The following is a 19,495-nucleotide window of genomic DNA, read 5'->3' on the forward strand; positions in this document are numbered from 1 at the left end:
GTGATGACATGTCCATATACCTTACAGGTTATATTCTAATATCGGCCCTTCTATTATTATTTGTAAATGTAATGTTGAAAAAACAAAATAAATCTAAAAATAACGAACTGCAGGTGGCAAAGGAAGACCAGCCTGAACAGGAAAATAGCACTGCTTTAGTGAAGGAAGAAGAAGTGCAAGCAATTGAAGACGAACAACCTGAACAAAAGCCCCTAACTGAAGCGGTGGAAAAGACGAAAGAAAAAGAACAACCAGCAAGAAAGCCAGCCGCCAATTCCTCAACGGCAGAGCAATTTGAAGGAAAACGTGGAAAAGTAGTTGCAGCCATGATGCTTGGTGCGTTTGTGGCAATCTTGAATCAAACATTATTAAATGTGGCCATTCCACATATTATGAATGATTTAGGCATCTCAGCAAGCACAGTTCAATGGCTTTCGACAGGGTATATGTTAACGAACGGTATCATTATTCCTATCACCGCATTTTTAACGGCAAGGCTTGGGACGAGGAAATTATTTATTTTTGCTGTACTATCCTTTACCTTGGGGTCTGTGATCTGCTCGATTTCGCCAACCTTCTCGCTGTTAATGCTGGGAAGGATTGTCCAGGCGGCGGGCGCAGGGATTATCATGCCGCTATTGATGACGGTATTTCTGACCATTTACCCACCGCATCAGCGTGGAGCAGCCATGGGTCTGATGGGTGTCGCCATGCTGTTTGCCCCGGCAATCGGGCCTACCCTATCGGGATGGTTGATTGGTCATTATGACTGGCGTGTATTATTTGATATTGTCATTCCGTTCGGTATTTTATCCATAATCCTGGCGTATGTTTGGATGGTGGATGTTACCGAGGTAACGAAGCCAAAATTTGATACTCCTGGATTTATTTTATCTACGCTTGGTTTAGGTTTTTTACTATACGGCTTTAGTGAAGCGGGGAATAATGGCTGGGAAAGTATGCAGGTTGTCGTTTCATTATCGATTGGTGCAATTGGTTTAATCGCCTTTATCTGGCGGGAATTGACCACAGATCAGCCGATGCTGGAATTGCGAGTGTTTAAATACGACATCTTTGCTTTAACAACGATTATCGGAATGATCATTAATATGGCAATGTTTGCCGCAATGATTTTGCTGCCAATCTACCTACAAAATATTCGCGGCTTTACTGCTCTAGATTCAGGTCTGATGATGCTTCCAGGAGCCATTGTCATGGCGGTCATGATGCCGATTTCCGGAAAGCTCTTTGATAAAATGGGTGCCCGCTGGCTGGCTGTTTTTGGTTTAATCATTACGGTCGTCACGACATGGCAATTTACGAAACTCACGATGTCTACATCATTTGGCTATATTATGCTGCTTTATGTTATGCGAATGTTTGGGATGTCTTTCTTAGCGATGACGGTTCAAACAGAGGGGATGAATCAGCTCCCATTAAGGCTTGCGGGTCATGGAACATCCGCTTCGAACACGGCAAGGACCGTTGCCGGAAGCCTTGGTACGGCCTTTCTCGTTACCGTGATGACAACAAGAAGTGAATTCCATTCTGCGAATTTCGCGAATGTGGTCACAAGTGCCAACCCATACCTAGCCGCTAAATTATCTGGTCTAGGTCAGGGACTTGCTGCTATGGCGGGAATCCCTGTTCAACAAGGGAAAATGCTAGCAACCTATTCTATCTATGGTGAAGCTATGAAGGAAGCCACGATTAGCGGTATCAATGACGCTTTTGTTGTTGCGACGGGAATCGCGGCAGTTGCTTTGGTGCTGGCATTCTTTATCAAAAGAGCAAGACCTGGTGCTGAAAAATAGTAACATTACCAAGAAAAAATGCCTGCCGGAGTGAACGGCAGGCATTTTTTTAATAAATTTTATCTCCATTAAAGATCGAATTCTTCACGACTACATAATCAACAGTGCGGATATCCTTCAATTTGTTTCCACCTGCATAGGAGATAGAGGACTGAAGATCCTGCTCCATCTCAATTAATGTATCGATTAATTTTCCTTTATGTTCTACGTACATTTTTTTGCCTTCGACATTTTTTCGTTCGCCTTTTTGGAATTCTGAAGCAGAACCAAAATATTCCTTAAAGCACTTTCCATCCTTTTCGAATGTTTCACCAGGAGATTCTTCGTGACCCGCGAATAACGAACCAATCATCACCATGGATGCCCCGAAACGGACAGACTTCGCAATATCACCATGGGTGCGGATACCGCCGTCCGCGATAATCGGCTTGCTTGCGGCTTTTGCGCACCATCTTAGGGCTGCAAGCTGCCAGCCTCCAGTACCGAATCCGGTCTTAATTTTCGTAATACATACTTTACCTGGTCCAATACCGACCTTAGTTGCATCGGCACCAGCATGCTCTAACTCTCTTACGGCTTCAGGTGTTCCAACATTACCAGCGATGACAAAGCTGCCAGGAATTAGTTTTTTAATATGCTTAATCATATCAATAACGGCATTGGAGTGACCATGTGCAATATCGATGGTAATAAATTCAGGTGTCAAGTTTTCATCAGCAAGCTGCTGAACGAATTCATATTCTCCTTCTTTCACACCTACGCTGATGGATGCGATTAGGCCACGTGCCTGCATGTCTTTCACAAAATCAAGGCGTGTTTCCGGCTGGAAACGGTGCATGATATAGAAGTAACCGTTTTCGGCTAAGAAAATAGCAATTTTTTCATCGATGATCGTCTGCATGTTTGCAGGGACGACCGGTAATTTAAATTTATGACCGCCAAATTCGACGCTTGTGTCACACTCAGAACGGCTCTTTACGATTGATTTTGCGGGAATTAGTTGAATATCTTCGTAATCAAATACTGTATCCATGAAATTACACTCCTAAACACGAATATTATATAAAGTTTATGTTTTTATTGTTCGTACATTTGATAATTTACAGCATTTTTATCCAAATGTCAAAACATTTTCATTTTTATTTTTTCTAAATTAATGTAACACAATGGACCGAGTTTCATTCTAGAGCAGCAATCTAGACAATCTTTTTAAAAAGAAAATACAAGCAGGCTAACAAAGTGTTGGGGGCAGACTCCAGCACTTTTATAACGTGTAACTATAGACGAATTGAATACTTCTATTAAAAATCAATATTTTACGAAGGGACAATTTATATGGTTAAATAAAACAAAATATTCAATTAATTCAGAAACCAAAACAAGGCTATAAGTTTTCTTACACCAAAAGTTAGTATTTTTGAAAAACTGATTAAGGAGGAAATCAACAGTGAAGTACAATTTTGACATCGAAATTAATAGGCATGATACAGCTTCGGCAAAATGGGATGAAATAGAGAATTTATTCGGGGAAAAGAATTTACTTCCCATGTGGGTGGCGGACATGGATTTTCAATCACCGGCGCCAGTGATCGAAGCAATTATCAAAAAAGCTGAGCATGGAATCTTTGGCTACACCACACGTCCAGATTCCTATTATCGTGCAATTATCGATTGGATGCAGGAAAGGTACAACTGGAGTGTACAGAAAGAATGGATTTGCTATAGTCCAGGTGTGGTACCGGCATTAAATTATCTTGTGCAAACCTTTACGAACCCTGGAGACAAAATTCTGATCCAGCCTCCGGTTTATTATCCGTTTACTAATGCGATTGTTAATAATAACCGTCAAGTTGTTTATAACCAGTTAAAACATGAAAACGGTAATTACTCGATGGACCTTGAAGACCTGCGAAATAGAATCGATGAGAACGTCAAAATGCTGATTCTCTGCAATCCTCATAACCCATCAGGACGTGTCTGGACAAAAGAAGAGTTAACTGAGCTAGGGAAGATTTGTATTGAGAACAACATTCTCATTGTGTCCGATGAAATCCATTGTGACTTAGTTTTTAAAGGAAAAACGCATACAGTCTTTGCCTCCATTTCTGAAGAATTTGCTGAGCATACCATTGTCTGTACGGCTCCTAGCAAAACCTTTAATTTAGCAGGCTTGCAGACTTCCAATATTATCATTCCCAATCAAAAGCTGAGAGATGAATTTAATGCAACTATGAATCGATTGTCTCTAAGACATACGAATACATTTGGGATTGCCGCAACTGAAAGCGCTTATCGTTTTGGCGGTGAATGGTTAGAACAAGTTGTTTATTATATTGAAAAAAACTTGAATTACCTGAGCGAATATATGGAAAACAATATCAAGGAAATCAAAGTGATCAAACCAGAGGCTAGCTATCTTGTCTGGCTGGACTGTCGGGAACTTGGTTTAGATAAAGAAGGTCTCCAACAACTCATGTTAAAGCACGCCAATGTTGCTTTTAATCAAGGCTACACCTATGGACCGGGAGGGGAAGGATTTATTCGAATGAACATCGGGTGCCCGAGATCCATTTTAGAAGAGGGGCTGAAAAGACTAGAAAAGGCAGTAAAAAGTCATCAAGGTACTGCAGCAAAAATTTAAATATAAAAAACTAGTAAAAAGGGATGGTGAAGGGAATTTGAGTAATCAGGAAGCAAAGTTGAAGAAGGTTCTGGGTCTTGGAGATGCGATGGGAATTGCGGTAGGTCAAATCATTGGTGCGGGTATCATGTCCCTAACTGGGATCGCGATTGGTATGACCGGAACTGGTGTGGTTTTAGCTTTTGTTCTATCATCAATCTTTACCTTGTTTAAGGTAATGCCCACTGCCATTATGGGAGCAGCAATTCCAACCACCGGGGGATTTTACCGATATTCCAGTCGTCTCTTGTCACCTAAGTTAGGGTTCTTCTGGCTTCTGCTGTTCATCATTACACAATTGACCATTGCATTGTATGCGCTATCATTTGCGGATTACTTACAAAGCTTGTATCCTAGTGTCCCTATTAAACTAGTTGCTTTTATCATGTTAACAGTTTTCTATATCACCAACCTTGTCGGCGTAAAAGTGGCCGCAATTGCTGAAAAAATTATGGTCATCGTCTTGGTCATTTCCCTTGGTTTGTTCGTGGCGTGGGGGGTTCCGGAAATTAATTATTCCGTATTTAACACGAGAGAAATGTTCCCAGGAGGAATTACTGGTTTCCTTTCGGCAGTCGCCTTGCTCTCATTTGCTACAGGAGGCGCTCAATATGTTGCCGAACTGGGCGGAGAAATGAAAAATCCAGGCCGTGATATACCTCTAACGATTATCACCACAACGGTTGGAGTCGGAATTCTTTATGCGCTAATGGCGGCCGTTGCTTCAAGTGTTCTGCCAGTTGCCGACGTGGCCAATAAGCCGTTGACGGAAGTAGCCAGAACGATCCTGCCTGAGCCTGTTTTCTTCTTCTTTATTATTGGCGGTGCGATGTTTGCGCTGGCGACCACCTTAAATGCGCAAATGTCATGGGCCACGAAAGGAATCCTGATTGCCTGTGAAGATGGCTGGCTGCCAAAGAAACTAGGAGTGGTTAGCAGTAAGTTTGGTACACCAATTTTGATTCTAACTCTTTTTTATCTGATTGGATTAATTCCGATAATTTCAGGATTTTCTCTAACCGTAATTGCATCATTAGGAAGCGGCATCGGATTTTTTGCTAACCTCATTCCAATTATCGCAGCAACAAGGCTTCCAAAAAAATATCCGGAGTTATATGAGAAATCAAAATTCAAATTTAATCCAAAGACCTTATACGGGATTGTCGGGATTGCAATCGTCCTTTCCGTGGTTCAAGGCTATCTTCTGCTGAAGAACTTAACTGCCGGATTGCTGGTTGGAGTGTTAATTTACATCGTTTGTTCTGCATTTTACGTCATGATTGCATCGAAGACGCAAAAATTGAAGTCAGGAGAAGAGTTAGGTTTTAATGCTGAACTTGAGATAGAGTCTGATATCAACACAAAGGCCTTGTAATGAAAATGAGTTCGATCAATTAATATCCGTAATAGAAGCTCAATTCCCAAATAGGCTTTGAGCCTTCTATTTTTAAAGAGGAGGAATAAAGATGAGCAATGAAAGCTTGTACAAAAAATCCGATCGCAGAAGACTATCCGAATTAGCAAAACTGGCACCTGAAACCTATCGTGCTTTTGGTGCTTTTAATCAAAAGGCAATGGCGGAAGGCTTGCTGTCGATGAAATTGAAGGAACTGATTGCCGTCGCTGTTGCACATGTTACCGGCTGCCCCTATTGTATTGAAGCCCATGTTGGTCAAATTAAACGGCTTGAAGTATCGAAAGAGGAAATGCTTGAAGCCATCATGGTTGCAACAGCGCTGAAAGCCGGATCTGCTGCAGGCCATGGGGGCAATGCACTCCAGGCATACGATGGAACAGGTACAGATGACCTTTATACATTATCGAATATGAAACGATTGAAGGATTTTCGTGAAGAAAACGCCGAGTTGTTCCGTTCATATTTGGGATTTAGCCATGAGGCGATGAAGCCTGGTCTATTAAGCCAAAAAGAAAAAGAATTTATCGCGGTAGCCGTGGCTCATGTGACCGGATGTGCCTACTGCATCGATGCCCACACAAAAGCAGCAAAGAAACTGGGCGCAACAATGGAAGAATTAACGGAAGCGATTTTTGTCGCCACCGCTTTAAAAGCAGGTTCCGCGCTTGCTCATAGTATAAATGCATTGAATGCGTACGGAGGGTAAGCTAACCAAGAAGGAGATTCGTTATGAAGCTTCCAAAAACATTTGCATCACTGGGATTCCGTTATTTTCGTTATTTATGGATTAGTTCAGCGTTGGCCAATTCAGGACAATATTCCTTTACGGTAGCCGCCAGCTGGCTTATTTATTCACTATCCAATTCAACCGCACTTGTAGGGACAGCCGTTTTTGCCACGATGATTCCGGGGGTTCTTTTCGGACCGATCATCGGGGTATTGGTGGATCGTTTTGATAGACGGCGTTTATTGACCATTGCTGTATTTTCTAATGCATGCAACACAGGGGCTTTGGCATTGTTGAGTTTGATTGGGATTGTGTCACCATGGGTAGTGATTATGTGTGCATTTTTCTTGGGCATTTGTTTCAATCTGCAAATGACCTGTACGAATGCGATTATGCCTGACCTAATTCCTAAGAATACTCTATACAATGCCACGGCGCTGCAAGGCACAATATCGCATGGCGCAGGATTCATCGGTTCGGCTCTGGCCAGTCCAATCCTCGTTCTGGCTGGTCCGGGCACTGTCTTTGCACTATGTTTTCTGCTCTATACGGGGGCAGGGATCCAATCATTATGGATTCGTACTAATCAAACTGCCACAACTTTAGGAAATCTGCATCTCAAAAATATTTTTGAGCCTGTCGTGGAAGGAATGATGTACATTCGGAGGACACCGGCACTTGGCCTTTTAATTCTAATGGTTTTCCTCCATTGTTTATTAACGATGGCGTATACATCGTTACTTCCTCAGTTTATTCACGAGGATCTACGGGCAGACAGCGGAATTTACGGCAGTTTGATGATGTTTATCGGATTAGGGGCCATCCTTGGCAATCTAAGTACAGCCTCCATATCCACCCCAAGGGGGCAGGGCATCCTCTATATTATGACGGCATTGGCAAGCGGCCTGACCTTATTTCTTCTTGGGCTCACAGGTACGCCTCTGCTAGCCTTTATTGTCGGCGTAACGGTAGGTGCATCGCAAGCCGTTTTTATGGCAATTAATCTTTCATTTGTCTTGCAGAGGGCAAATGATGAATTTCGCGGGCGTGTCGCGAGTGTCAATTTTATCCTAGCTTCTGGGGCGATGGCGGTTGGGAACTTCCTATACGGCTCTTTCAGCAAATTTATTCCTCCGAAAATCAATATGATGTCCACCGGCGGCCTGTTTGTGGTGATTGTAGTGGTCTTAATCATGATCTCGCCGACTTTAAGATCGTTATACAAGAAAACCGTCAAAGTACAGGAAAATCAAGGTTCCGTCGTCATGTAAAAAAACGCCCCTCAATTTATGGGGGGCATCATTATAATCTTTGGAAATAGCTAATTTGTTCTTTTAGTATTTTTATAAACTCCTGGCTTGCAATGGAACGGTGGGTTTTTAATTGAATGTAACAATAATTGACTTCAATTTTTTCATCAGAAATGTCTAATGGGATGATTTCTCCCGTATGTACATATGGGTCAACCTTTAATGACATTTCAGTATAAAAACCAATCGCCATTCCTTGCGCAATAATATGTTTGGCTGCTTCCAAATTTTTCGACTTGATTAAATAGTTTGGCGTTCCGTGTTTTTTTAAGACATTCCTAAGAGAATCAGAGGAACAAATAACGGGATGTTTTAAGATCTCTTTTATAGATATTTCATTATGTCTTGCAAAAGTGGAATGTTTACCTACACATGCAATAGATTTAGTAGTAAAAAGGTGTCCACTCAAAAGCTTGGAATCCACATCATCGGCAATTGACAAACCGATATCTGTTTTTCCATCGATAACGAGTTGTTTGATTGTGCGCGTATCATCCTCAATCAGTTCTAGTTCTATTCCGGGATATTTCTTTTTAAAAATAACCAATGCCCGAGGCAAAACACTAGTACTGACGCCAGCAATGGATGCAATGGATAACCGTCCTTTTAAAAGCGAGTGCTCGATATTGACGGTTTCCTGCAACTCCTCGACTTTGTTGAGGATTTCCTGAGCTTTTAAAATCACTGCTTTTCCGCTTTCAGTCGGTAGAGCACCGTTTTTGGAACGTTTAAAAATTTTAACGCCCAATTCCTGTTCAAGAGAAGATATTGCATGACTAATGCTTGGCTGCGCCACATGCAGGCGTTCCGCTGCTGCAGAAAGCGATCCCGTCTTGGCAATTTCAACAACGTACATTAGCTGTTCTATACGCAAATAGTTCACCATCCATCATAGTGATATTTTTATTATATCAGTTTCCCAGATTTATAGTAGTAAAGTGTCGTGTGTATTCAGAAAATTCCTACAATAGTATTATGAAAATTGAGAAGAGATGGGGTAATCGAATGGAAAATGTAAAGAAGACATATGATTGGAAAGCAATAGTCGACAGGTTAAATCAGTACCTCAAAATTAAAACCATTCCAATAGGGATGAAAATGTTTGAGAAGAAAGAGGAAATGGAAGCCATTCCTAAGATTCGGCGGCCTAAAAGCATCCACACAACCGACCAAATTGTCGCCCAAGCATCAAGATTGGGCTGGACAGTAGGTATTACTGCCGAAGATCTTGTCGGTGCACAATGCCAGGTGGTTTTGGGATTACATCCGCGAAATGAGGAGTGGCTGTCTGGAGAGCAAATGGCGGGCGTTTGGTTTGAAAACCAGCAGGATTCAGCGAAACACCAGCGGGAAATGACGGTCGTCCCACATGGAAAATATGAAGCGATGGCAGTATCGCCACTTGTGTCGAATCGTATCGCTGACCCCGACATTTGTTTAATCTACGGGACTCCTGGGCAAATGATTCTTTTTATTAACGGCCTTCAGTGGAGGAATTTTGAAAAATTTGAATGGAGTGTCGTGGGGGAATCTTCATGTGCTGATTCATGGGGGCGAGCCCTTGCGACAAGAAAACCTAGTCTTTCCATCCCTTGTTTTGCTGAACGCAGGTTTGGCGGGGTGTTGGACGATGAATTGTTAATGGCTTTATCTCCGGAAGACTTGTTAAAGGCTTTGGATGGATTAGAAGCATTAAGCAAAAACGGAATGCGTTATCCGATTCCGCAGTATGGCATTCAAATGGATGTGCAGGCAGGACTTGAAGTGACGTATGGGAAAAGAAAATAACTATAGAAAAGAATTCAGGTATTACAAATAAGAGGAGGAATAATGATGAGTCTAAAAGTATTGAAAGTGACATTCAGAAGCGCAAAGTCTATCGATGAGCTTTACAAAATGTCTGAAGCGAGTCTACCAAAGTTTCGTGCCTTAAAGGAAAGGGGACTCATTCAAAAGTTATATGTAAGTAACCCGGAAACGGAAGAACGCGGGGGGATTTATATATTTGAAAGCCAAGAGGCTGTTGAAGAATATTTGAATGGTCCAATTTATACATCCATTGCAGAACGGTTTGAAACAGGTGACACACTGCGTTATGAGATTGTTGATTGCAACTTTACATTATACCCAGTAGATAAATGATTTTAGTATTATAGCGATAATGTTTACTTGCTGCCCCTCAGTTCTCTTACCGAGGGGTAGATACATATTTTGAGTAGATTTTATTAATAGAGGACACGCCATAAATAAAACGTAGCATAGGCTTGCCAATTTGCCCACCTTTGAGATAGCTTTAATAGTTCTTCCTTTGTAGGCTTTTTCCCCGAACCAGTTAGATGCTTGATGGCGTTATGCAAGCCGACATCATCAATCGGGTAAGCCGAGGTAAATCGCAAGCAGCGCATCATGACATAATTCGCCGTCCATGGACCTATCCCGCGAATCTTGATGAGGCTTTTTTCAACCTCTTTTAGGTTTTCCATTTGCAATAATTTTTCCTTTGATAATTCTCCGCTCGCCATTAATTGGGCAATGCCAATAATATATTCACTCTTTTTTAAGGTCATTTTAATATCGGCCAGATCTGCAGGTGTTAGCTGGGCGATTTGATCATAGGATGGAAACAACCAATAATTCTTGCCATTATACTCGATAGAATCGCCAAATTTTTCAACAAATTGTCTTTTTAAAGTATAGGCGAATGCTAGATTAATCTGCTGCCCTAAGACTCCCCAGCAGAGCGCTTCAAAAAGATCGGGAACGCCGATTACGCGTAGTCCGTAGAATTCTTGAACAGGGTTTTTAAGCAGTGGGTCTGATTTGGCCATTTCATAAAATGACTTCAAATCACGATCCAGATCAAACCATTCACGGATGTACGAGACAACTGCAGCGCATTCCGCTGGATTACCAGGTCTAGTGTCTTTTAAAAACTGAACGATCATCTGATTCCGATCATTTACATGAATTTGTACTAAAGCCAGTGTTCCGCCAACGGCAACCGCCTTAGTAATGATGCCGTTTTCGACTTCAAACATGCATTCATTCTTGTTCCGCTCCAAATAGCCTAGATTCGCCTTTAGATTAAAGTCTTCTGGCAGCTTTATGATGATGTTCCCATTGACTTCATGCCAGCAGTCATTTGCCTTTTGAATATCTATCAATTTTGATCCCTCCGCTTCCTTTTAAATGTATTATCACAAGTATATCATTTCAGTATCTTGCTTTTTATCATCATACACGTTCATTCTGCTATTTTCAGAGATATAATAGTGACAGAGGTGGTATACACCCGCTTATTTCCGTCAATTACATGAATCGGAGGAAACAAAATGACACCACAAACTAATCAAAGACCAATCTATTGGTCTTTATTTAATCATTATGCTTGGAATTTCTATATCGCCGCGACAGAGAAGGGACTTAGTTATGTCGGCTCGCAGAACAAGCCGTTTGAGGAATTGGCTTTTTGGGCAGAAAAACGGTTTCCTGACAGCCCGCTGATGGAAGATAAGGAGAAGCTAAAGCCGTATGCAGCCGAACTAATAGAATATTTTGAAGGGAAGCGAACGAATTTCACCGTCCCGAATGATTTTCAAGGGACTGATTTCCAAATCGCTGTTTGGAATGCCCTTTGTGAGATTCCGTTCGGAGAGACCAAATCCTATTCTGACATCGCAATTCAAATAAATAAACCAGCGGCTGTTCGAGCAGTGGGGGCAGCCATTGGTGCTAATCCATTGTTAATAACTGTGCCATGTCACCGTGTTGTTGGAAAAAATGGTTCATTGACTGGCTACCGCGGTGGATTAGAGATGAAGAAACAGTTGCTTGATCTCGAAATAGTTCCATCTGAATAATGACGGTCTCCAGAGAGGGGGTTGTTGGTAAGTAAAAGGGGCCAAGGAAAAAAGCACACAGGTTATTGTGTGCTTTAATGCGGGGAAAATTAGCTGTGAATTTCTTGGACTCGTCCAATTTGTCCATCCGTCAATCTGACCTTAATGCCGTGGGGATGGCTGGGTGATTTAGTGAGAATATCCTGAACGATTCCCCTGGTAAGCTTTCCTGTTTTCTGGTCCTTTTTTAAAACAATATCAACAGTAATCCCTGGCACAATGTCCTTCCGATTTTGCCCGTTCATTAAGAGCCCATTTTTCTTCGGGTATTGCTTGGCTTCTTGGTTTGCTGGCTTTTCATTTTTTGAGTTTGCAGGCTGCCATTCTCTTTTCCTTTAGCTGCAGCTTGGTTTTTTTTGTTTTGCAGCTGCTGCTTGGCTAGCTCCTGAAGGCTTACCTTCTTTTTTTCTGTTTCCGGTTGGTGGTTCTCAGACATCAGATCTATCTCCTTTATGTAAATGATAGTTAATTGAGTATACTCTATTTTTGCTTGGAAAGAAAGTACATATCACCAGTCTTGGCGGATAATTGTTTTTAATTGAAGGCGTGAATATTTTGGGAAAAACATTCTAAAAAACAACTCAGCAATTATGATAAGATACTAGTATCTAATCTAAGCAGGGGGAACAACATGAAGAAGCATAAAATTTTAACCGTTTTAGAAAAAGAGTTAGTGGTGGCCCTTGGTTGTACTGAACCAGTAGCAATTGCCTTGGCTGCTGCCACTGCAAAGAGCCATGCACAAGGACAAATTCGTGCCATTCGTGTTGAAGCGAGCGGAAATATCATTAAAAATGCGAAATCAGTTGGGATTCCAGGCATGTCAGGAAAAGGGCTAGAATTCGCTGCCGCACTTGGTGTTGCAGCAGGTGACCCAAATAAAAATTTGGAAGTATTGGACGGACTCACGAGAGAAGATGAACAGGCAGCCTTAAAATTAATAGAAGATGGCAAGGTAACAGCCGGCCAGTCAGATTCACCAAAAAGACTCTATATTGAAGTGATGATAGAAACAGATCAGCACAACTCTAAGGTCGTTATTTCTGATAATCATAGCAATATCACTTTAATAGAAGTGGACGGAAAAGCTGTTTACATGGGCGGATGTGAAAATATCGGACTGCAAACAGAGGAAGAGGACCTGGAAGCGCTAACCATTGATGAGATATATGAGTGGGTATTAACAGCAGATCTTAAGGATCTCTCGCTTATCAGAAAAAGCATTGAATTAAATCGCACGATTGGATTAGAAGGGCTTTCTGGAAATTATGGGCTGAATGTCGGTAAGACGATAAAAGAGAATGTGAAAAAAGGGCTTTTATCCGATGATTTGGCCACGGCGGCGATGTCGCTGGCCGCTGCCGGTTCGGATGCGAGAATGGCAGGTTCCACAATGCCGGTAATGGCCAACACCGGAAGCGGCAATCAAGGCATTGCCGTTACCCTTCCGGTTGTTGCCGCGGCAGATAAGCTTCAGGTTTCCGAAGAAAAAATGATTCGGGCCGTTGCCCTTAGCCATTTGATTACCATCCATATCAAATCTAAATTTGGCCGCCTTTCTGCTCTGTGCGGTGTCACTGCTGCTGGGATGGGAGCTAGTGGTGCAATTGTATATTTGCTGGATGGAGGTCTTCACCAAGTGAAAGCGGCGATTCAAAATACGATTGGCAATGTTTCCGGAATGATTTGTGACGGGGCAAAGGCGGGCTGTGCGATGAAAGTTTCAACCTGTTCCAATGTTGCGGTCCAATCAGCTCTTTTAGCCTTGAACGATCAAGAGATTCAGTCAACCGATGGCTTTATTCACGATGATGTCGAAAAAAGTATTGAAAGCTTCTGCAAGCTTGGAAATGAAGGTACAAGACAGACAGATGAGCTTATTTTAAAATTAATGCTGGAAAAATAATTACAAGAAATTGGCAGAAAAGCCGGCGGTATTGAGCCGGCTTTTATTGTTTCTGGAAAATGCCGGAATAACAAGTTCCCTGAGCAATTTCGACAAAATGCGAATCGTACAAACCATAGTATTTTTATCTAGTTTTATACACGAAATTGTAATATACTATAAATGTAAACGTTAATAAGACCTCTTTATGTTTCAACTATCTATGGAATTCATTTTGACAGGAAATACTAATTTTAGACGGAATTCGTTCAACCGGGGGTCAAAAGCATGAATACAAAACAACGAAGGTATAATATGTTTCAACGTCTTGGACGTGCATTTAAACTAAACTTCATGAAACTGCTTCGTTCTCCCGGAGGAGCCAAAAAGGTTGCCTTAGGATTTGCGATTGGTTTCGGTTTAGAAATGTTGGTCATATCAACGGCTTCATTAATATATATATTGTTTATTCCAGCTGTCCGAATAGCAAAAGGCTCGCTTCCAGCTTCGATAATTGGAAACGTCATCGGAAAATTAACATTACTTCCAGTCATTTTGCTTCCATTTGCCGGTAAGCTTGGGAAATTATTTTTTCCAATAAAGGTTAGAATCGGACACCACAATCCTTTTTCTTTTCAAAAACTAATGCATGGTGATTTTACTGTGTTGGTTGGGTTTCTCCATGGCAGTATCCATACATTAATCGGAATGTCGATTTTCGGAATTGTACTTGGTGTGATTTCCTACTTTATCATTCATTATTTTTACGAAAAGGAACTTACGAATCGTAAAAAGAGAAGACGGCAAAAACATGAAATCCGCTTAAATAGCATTAACAAAAACTATATTTAAGTAAATTTTTACTTGAATGATTCTGAAAATTCTTGTAAAATAAAAATAACTTCATCCTATCCAGCCTGTCAGCGGAAGGTAATGGAGATGTATTCAAAACATAACATTCGACTGATAAGTTTCCAGAAACAGCCTTAGCCGGCTGCTATCATGGATCGTAAGCCAGTCCATACCACTTTTAAAGTGTGTTTGGGCTGGCTTTTTTGATTTTTTTAAAGGTGGTGGGATATTTGAGTGGAGCACTAACAGGTGTAAAAGTATTAGATTTAACAAGGGTTCTGGCTGGACCAAATTGTACGATGATTTTGGCAGACCTTGGTGCCGATGTTATCAAGGTAGAAGCCCCGGGCGGCAGTGATGAAACCAGGTTCTGGGGCCCGCCGTTTCAAAACGGTGTGAGCGCTTATTATTTATGTGCCAATCGGAACAAGCGCAGCATCACTGTCAACCTGAAGTCAGACGAGGGCCGAGAAATTATCCGTAAGTTAGCTAAGGAAGCGGATGTCCTCATTCACAATTTTAAAACGGGCTCGATGGAAAAATGGGGACTCGGTTACGATTCTCTGGAAAAAATAAACCCCCGGCTCGTTTTTTGCTCCATTACCGGATTCGGGGAAACAGGACCTTACAGCCATTTGCCAGGATACGACTACATCATCCAAGGTATGAGCGGCCTAATGAGCATTACCGGCACCGAAGAAAGCGGCCCGCTTAAAATTGGCGTGGCCATGGTCGATATTTTAACCGGTTTATATTCGGCGATTTCTATTGAAGCCGCTTTGTTTGAACGGGAAAAATCGGGCCGTGGTCAAAAAATCGATATGTCCTTGATGGATACGGCGGTAAGCTCGCTTGCCAATGTCGCCAGCAATTATTTGATTTCAGGTAAGGTGCCACGGAGGCTTGGAAATGACCATCCGAATGTCGTACCTTACTCCACATTTTCCGCCGCAGACGGTGAATTAATCATTGCCGTCGGAAATAACCGGCAGTTTGCATTACTTTGCGAGGTAATTGGGCTAAGCGAACTGGAGGTGGATGAGAAGTTCCGTACCAATGAGGCAAGAGTGAAAAATCGTCAGGAACTTACGAGAATCTTAAATAGCCAACTCCAATTAAAGCAGGTCAGCGACTGGATGGAGCTATTTTCTGCCAACAATATTCCATGTGGTCCGATCAACACAATAGACCAAGTATTCGACGACCCACAGGTTTCGGCACGGAATATGGTCGTTCAAGTAGACCATCCAGAGGCAGGTCTGGTAAAGCTTGTTGGCTCGCCTATTAAACTTTCAAGAACAGAGACGAGGGTCGAGCGCCATCCGCCGATGGCCGGTGAGCATACCGACGAAATCTTGCAGGAAGTGGGATTTACATTTGAGGAGATTAGCCGTTTAAAAGCGGATAACATTATTTGAAGAATTGGCCTAGTGTCGGAGTTGAATTTTTAAAAAAAACAGGGGGAGAATGTGCGATGAATTTTGAATTCACAGAAGAGCAAGAAATGTTAAGAAAAATGGTAAGAAGCTTTGTTGATAAGGAAATCAATCCGAACATGCGAGAGTGGGACGAACGCGGTTATTTCGATCCGGTCATTTGGCAGCGTTTAAAAGAGTTGGATTTAATGGGGGTTTGCATACCGGAAGAGTATGGCGGCAGCGGCATGGATTATAACTCGCTGGCCATTGTTTGTGAAGAACTTGAAAGAGGCGACACCGCTTTCCGTACTGCCGTATCGGTTCACATCGGGTTAAATAGCATGACGTTGTTGCAGTGGGGAACAGAAGCACAAAAGCATAAGTACCTAGTTCCGCAGGCTAAAGGCGAAAAGATTGGAGCGTTTGGATTAACGGAGCCTGGCGCGGGTTCGGACGTGGCCTCGCTTGGAACAACAGCTGTGAAGGATGGCGACTACTATATTTTAAACGGTCAGAAAACATGGATTTCGTTGTGTGATGTCGCCGACCATTTTATCGTGTTTGCTTATACGGATAAAGAGAAGAAGCACCACGGAATTTCCGCATTTATTGTGGAACGAACGATGCCTGGCTTTTCTTCCAAGGCGATAAAAGGGAAACTCGGAATCCGCTCAGGCAATACCGGGGAATTGTTCTTCGATCAGGTGCGTGTTCCGAAAGAAAACTTGCTTGGCCAGGAAGGGGAAGGCTTCAAAATTGCCATGTCAGCGCTTGATAATGGACGCTTTACAGTGGCCGCCGGGGCTGTGGGTTTGATCATGGCAAGCTTGGAAGAAAGCGTGAAGTATTGTCAATTGCGAAAAACCTTTGGCAAGGAAATCGGCAAGCACCAACTAGTTCAGCAAATGATTGCTAATATGGAAGCCGGCCTGCAAATGAGCCGTCTGCTTGTGTATCGTGCTGGCGAGTTGAAAAATAAAGGTGTTCGCAATACTCGTGAAACTTCGCTGGCGAAATGGCAGGCTTGTGATTTTGCCAATAAAGCGGCAGATGATGCGGTGCAAATCCACGGGGCGTACGGTTATTCAAGCGAATATCCGGTTGAGCGCTTTTTGCGGAACTCCAAGGCGCCGGTCATTTACGAAGGAACGCGGGAAATTCATACGGTTATGCAGGCGGAATATGTGCTGGGGTATCGTGAGGATAAGGCGCTGAGCAACATGCTGCCGGCCTGGCCGTTTGAGAGTGAGAAAGTTACGGTTTAGGTTTTTTATTGGGGGAGCGGACTGGTTTTAACCATTCGCTCCTTTTATTGTTCTATTGATGGGGGATGGTTTGTTATATGACCAATATTGGTGAAATATTCAAGGGGTGAGGTCTTATGAAAGAGTTATAAGACCAGAATGCCAGGAAAAGATGAGAGGAAGCGGTCTTATGAAAGGGTTATATGACCAAAGCGAAGGAAAAATGGAGAGGAAATGGTCATATGAAAGAGTTATAAGACCAGAATGGCAGAAAAAGATGAGAGGAAGAGGTCTTATAAAAGAGTTATAAGACCAGAACGGTATGCAAAGTTGAGAGGAAGTGGTCATATGAAAGGGTTATAAGACAGATTAGAAGGAAAAGGTGAGCGGAAATGATCTTATGAAAAGTTATAAGACCTGAAAGGAAGGCAAAGATGAGAGGAAGTGTCCTATGAAAGAGTCATAAGACCAAAATAGAGGGGGAAAAATAAAAAATAGCCCTATAAAAAGGTATAAGGCCACACCCTAAATTCCAACTGGCAATGTCATCCTAAAATACTCGCTATGGGAATCAATGGACAATAGTCATTGATTCATAGTTTCATATTGCTTGTATAAATCCTTTAATGCCGCAATCAGGGCGTGATTGGCTTTTCCTAAATAGCCATTTTTTAAGTCTTCGAGCGGCTTGTCAATCCCGTGACGTAAACTATACCCTTTCAATAGCCTTGAAATATAATCCCTTCCATGCTCCGTAGCCAGCGTACATGAGGCGTCAACAATCACGCCATAATGCTTATCAATCTCAGCCGTAATAGTCAGCGTCTCATAAATGCTTCTAGCTGCCATCCCGGTTGGCAGCTTGGCGTGACCGGCAATAAAATAGGTATTCATACAAATCTCTCCTAGATGTTTTAACTTAAGAATAATACAAAACACTTCAATTGATAAGCGTAATATTTATTTCAAAAGCAGATTCAAATGAAAAGATAATTTGCTAACTAAGTCTGCGAATTTTTTTCCTTACCATTTCATATGATATTCTTTTTATATAAAGAATTAGGAGGATGAAGCTATGGCTATCATTGATATAACGGTTATCCCTGTAGGGACAGGCACAACAAGTGTCAGCGAGTATGTGGCGGAAATACATAAAGTTCTTCAGCGATATGAGGACAGAGTAAAGTATCAACTAACCCCGATGAGCACATTGATTGAAGGGGATTTAAAATTACTCTTAGAAATTGTTCAAGAAATTCACGAGGTCCCATTCCAGAAAGGCTTGCAAAGAGTCTGCACCAATCTACGAATTGATGATCGCCGTGACAAGGAACATTCAATGGAGCGGAAGTTGCAGTCAGTACAAACAAAATTGTAAGGTCAGAGTGAATTTTTTTTGAAAAGGGTACAAAACCGAAAAAATCTCGAAAGATAGATTGAAAATTGATAGAAATGGTTTATAATCGAATAGTCATATAAAAAACCCGCACCCTGCGGTAGAGGTTCTAGCTACCCTCTTTAAAAAACTAAGGAAAACAGGACTGCTTTCTTTAGTAGTCCTGTTTTTCTATTTAAAGGAGAATTTATGATGAAGAAAGATAAAGCAGTTGTAGTTTTTAGCGGCGGACAGGATAGCACCACCTGTTTGTTTTGGGCATTGGAACGATTTGAAGAAGTAGTGGCGGTTACGTTTAACTATAATCAAAGGCACAAACTTGAAATTGAGTGTGCCCAAAATATCGCGAATGAACTTGGAATAGAGCATCATATTTTAGATATGTCATTGTTAAATCAACTGGCACCAAACGCCTTAACACGTAAGGACATTGAGGTGAAGGATGGAGAAAATGGTGAATTGCCTTCCACTTTTGTACCGGGACGGAACCTGTTATTCATCTCTTTTGCAGGGGTGCTGGCAAGCCAGGTTGGGGCAAAGCACATTGTTACCGGTGTTTGTGAAACGGATTTTAGCGGTTATCCTGATTGCCGTGATGTTTTTATAAAATCCTTAAATGTTACATTGAACCTGTCGATGGACAAAGAATTTGTTATTCATACCCCATTAATGTGGCTGGACAAAGCTGAAACCTGGCAAATGGCAGATAATCTGAATGCCTTGGATTTTGTTAGGGAAAAAACATTAACCTGCTATAACGGGATCATTGCCGATGGCTGCGGTGAATGCCCGGCTTGTAAACTAAGAAAACGCGGCCTTGATCAATATTTAAGCACACGAGAGGAGTTGTAAC

20 protein-coding genes and 1 riboswitch are annotated in these 19,495 nt (G+C 42.0%); of the genes, 14 read left to right on the forward strand and 6 right to left on the reverse strand.

What is annotated here, in order from left to right; genetic code table 11:
• The first annotated feature begins 8 nt into the window (after positions 1-8).
• The gene (locus tag ACFPA1_RS19095; RefSeq protein ID WP_378584776.1) at positions 9-1,814 is read left to right on the forward strand and encodes a DHA2 family efflux MFS transporter permease subunit; all 1,806 of its coding nucleotides are present in this window, start codon (positions 9-11) and stop codon (positions 1,812-1,814) included.
• A gap of 49 nt (positions 1,815-1,863) precedes the next feature.
• On the opposite strand, the gene guaC is transcribed toward ACFPA1_RS19095, so the two are convergent.
• Complete coding sequence (gene guaC / locus ACFPA1_RS19100) at positions 1,864-2,847, reverse strand: GMP reductase (RefSeq protein ID WP_213118986.1); 984 nt, start codon at positions 2,845-2,847, stop codon at positions 1,864-1,866.
• 414 nt (positions 2,848-3,261) lie between these two features.
• Here guaC and ACFPA1_RS19105 point away from each other — a divergent pair, with 414 nt between their 5' ends.
• From ACFPA1_RS19105 to ACFPA1_RS19120, 4 genes are all read left to right on the forward strand, one after another.
• A complete protein-coding gene (locus ACFPA1_RS19105) occupies positions 3,262-4,455 on the forward strand; it encodes a MalY/PatB family protein (RefSeq protein ID WP_378584778.1) in 1,194 nt (397 codons plus the stop codon).
• A gap of 37 nt (positions 4,456-4,492) precedes the next feature.
• Positions 4,493-5,869, forward strand: coding sequence for an APC family permease (locus tag ACFPA1_RS19110; protein WP_378584780.1), 1,377 nt, complete (start codon positions 4,493-4,495; stop codon positions 5,867-5,869).
• A 91-nt stretch (positions 5,870-5,960) separates the two neighbouring features.
• Complete coding sequence (locus tag ACFPA1_RS19115; RefSeq protein ID WP_378584782.1) at positions 5,961-6,617, forward strand: carboxymuconolactone decarboxylase family protein; 657 nt, start codon at positions 5,961-5,963, stop codon at positions 6,615-6,617.
• A gap of 23 nt (positions 6,618-6,640) precedes the next feature.
• A complete protein-coding gene (locus ACFPA1_RS19120; protein WP_378584783.1) occupies positions 6,641-7,909 on the forward strand; it encodes an MFS transporter in 1,269 nt (422 codons plus the stop codon).
• 31 nt (positions 7,910-7,940) lie between these two features.
• Here ACFPA1_RS19120 and ACFPA1_RS19125 read toward each other — a convergent pair whose 3' ends face one another.
• A complete protein-coding gene (locus ACFPA1_RS19125) occupies positions 7,941-8,822 on the reverse strand; it encodes a LysR family transcriptional regulator (protein ID WP_378584785.1) in 882 nt (293 codons plus the stop codon).
• Positions 8,823-8,953: 131 nt separating this feature from the next.
• Here ACFPA1_RS19125 and ACFPA1_RS19130 point away from each other — a divergent pair, with 131 nt between their 5' ends.
• A complete protein-coding gene (locus tag ACFPA1_RS19130; protein WP_378584787.1) occupies positions 8,954-9,736 on the forward strand; it encodes a DUF169 domain-containing protein in 783 nt (260 codons plus the stop codon).
• A gap of 42 nt (positions 9,737-9,778) precedes the next feature.
• Positions 9,779-10,090: a YdhR family protein gene (locus ACFPA1_RS19135; RefSeq protein WP_213145430.1), complete on the forward strand. Its 312-nt coding sequence runs from the start codon at positions 9,779-9,781 to the stop codon at positions 10,088-10,090.
• Positions 10,091-10,173: 83 nt separating this feature from the next.
• Here ACFPA1_RS19135 and ACFPA1_RS19140 read toward each other — a convergent pair whose 3' ends face one another.
• Positions 10,174-11,112 carry a DNA-3-methyladenine glycosylase family protein gene (locus tag ACFPA1_RS19140; RefSeq protein WP_378584789.1) on the reverse strand — a complete coding sequence of 313 codons (939 nt, stop codon included), beginning with the start codon at positions 11,110-11,112 and terminating at the stop codon, positions 10,174-10,176.
• A 168-nt stretch (positions 11,113-11,280) separates the two neighbouring features.
• Between ACFPA1_RS19140 and ACFPA1_RS19145 the strand changes: the two genes are divergently transcribed.
• The gene (locus ACFPA1_RS19145) at positions 11,281-11,808 is read left to right on the forward strand and encodes a methylated-DNA--[protein]-cysteine S-methyltransferase (RefSeq protein WP_378584791.1); all 528 of its coding nucleotides are present in this window, start codon (positions 11,281-11,283) and stop codon (positions 11,806-11,808) included.
• An 89-nt stretch (positions 11,809-11,897) separates the two neighbouring features.
• On the opposite strand, the gene ACFPA1_RS19150 is transcribed toward ACFPA1_RS19145, so the two are convergent.
• Together ACFPA1_RS19150 and ACFPA1_RS19155 are read right to left on the reverse strand one after the other, a co-directional pair.
• The gene (locus tag ACFPA1_RS19150; RefSeq protein ID WP_378584793.1) at positions 11,898-12,092 is read right to left on the reverse strand and encodes a YwbE family protein; all 195 of its coding nucleotides are present in this window, start codon (positions 12,090-12,092) and stop codon (positions 11,898-11,900) included.
• The gene (locus tag ACFPA1_RS19155) at positions 12,092-12,283 is read right to left on the reverse strand and encodes a hypothetical protein (RefSeq protein WP_284035854.1); all 192 of its coding nucleotides are present in this window, start codon (positions 12,281-12,283) and stop codon (positions 12,092-12,094) included. The genes ACFPA1_RS19150 and ACFPA1_RS19155 overlap by 1 nt, the downstream gene beginning before the upstream one ends.
• Before the next feature lie 195 nt (positions 12,284-12,478).
• Between ACFPA1_RS19155 and ACFPA1_RS19160 the strand changes: the two genes are divergently transcribed.
• From ACFPA1_RS19160 to ACFPA1_RS19175, 4 genes are all read left to right on the forward strand, one after another.
• The gene (locus ACFPA1_RS19160) at positions 12,479-13,753 is read left to right on the forward strand and encodes a serine dehydratase subunit alpha family protein (RefSeq protein ID WP_378584795.1); all 1,275 of its coding nucleotides are present in this window, start codon (positions 12,479-12,481) and stop codon (positions 13,751-13,753) included.
• Between the two features lie 267 nt (positions 13,754-14,020).
• Positions 14,021-14,584, forward strand: coding sequence for a DUF2062 domain-containing protein (locus tag ACFPA1_RS19165; RefSeq protein WP_213118997.1), 564 nt, complete (start codon positions 14,021-14,023; stop codon positions 14,582-14,584).
• Between the two features lie 230 nt (positions 14,585-14,814).
• A complete protein-coding gene (locus ACFPA1_RS19170) occupies positions 14,815-16,002 on the forward strand; it encodes a CaiB/BaiF CoA transferase family protein (protein WP_378584797.1) in 1,188 nt (395 codons plus the stop codon).
• A gap of 56 nt (positions 16,003-16,058) precedes the next feature.
• Complete coding sequence (locus ACFPA1_RS19175) at positions 16,059-17,267, forward strand: acyl-CoA dehydrogenase family protein (protein WP_378584798.1); 1,209 nt, start codon at positions 16,059-16,061, stop codon at positions 17,265-17,267.
• Positions 17,268-17,831: 564 nt separating this feature from the next.
• Here the strand turns inward: ACFPA1_RS19175 and ACFPA1_RS19180 are convergent.
• The gene (locus ACFPA1_RS19180; RefSeq protein WP_378584800.1) at positions 17,832-18,140 is read right to left on the reverse strand and encodes a DUF3870 domain-containing protein; all 309 of its coding nucleotides are present in this window, start codon (positions 18,138-18,140) and stop codon (positions 17,832-17,834) included.
• 181 nt (positions 18,141-18,321) lie between these two features.
• Here ACFPA1_RS19180 and ACFPA1_RS19185 point away from each other — a divergent pair, with 181 nt between their 5' ends.
• Both ACFPA1_RS19185 and queC read left to right on the forward strand, forming a co-directional pair.
• Positions 18,322-18,624, forward strand: coding sequence for an MTH1187 family thiamine-binding protein (locus ACFPA1_RS19185; protein WP_213119001.1), 303 nt, complete (start codon positions 18,322-18,324; stop codon positions 18,622-18,624).
• A 115-nt stretch (positions 18,625-18,739) separates the two neighbouring features.
• Positions 18,740-18,782: riboswitch (PreQ1 riboswitch) on the forward strand.
• A 52-nt stretch (positions 18,783-18,834) separates the two neighbouring features.
• A complete protein-coding gene (gene queC, locus ACFPA1_RS19190) occupies positions 18,835-19,494 on the forward strand; it encodes a 7-cyano-7-deazaguanine synthase QueC (RefSeq protein ID WP_213146033.1) in 660 nt (219 codons plus the stop codon).
• Position 19,495: the final 1 nt, after the last annotated feature.

It is taken from the genome of Neobacillus sp. GCM10023253, from assembly GCF_042653105.1.
Classification (GTDB): Bacteria; Bacillota; Bacilli; order Bacillales; family Cytobacillaceae; genus Neobacillus; species Neobacillus citreus.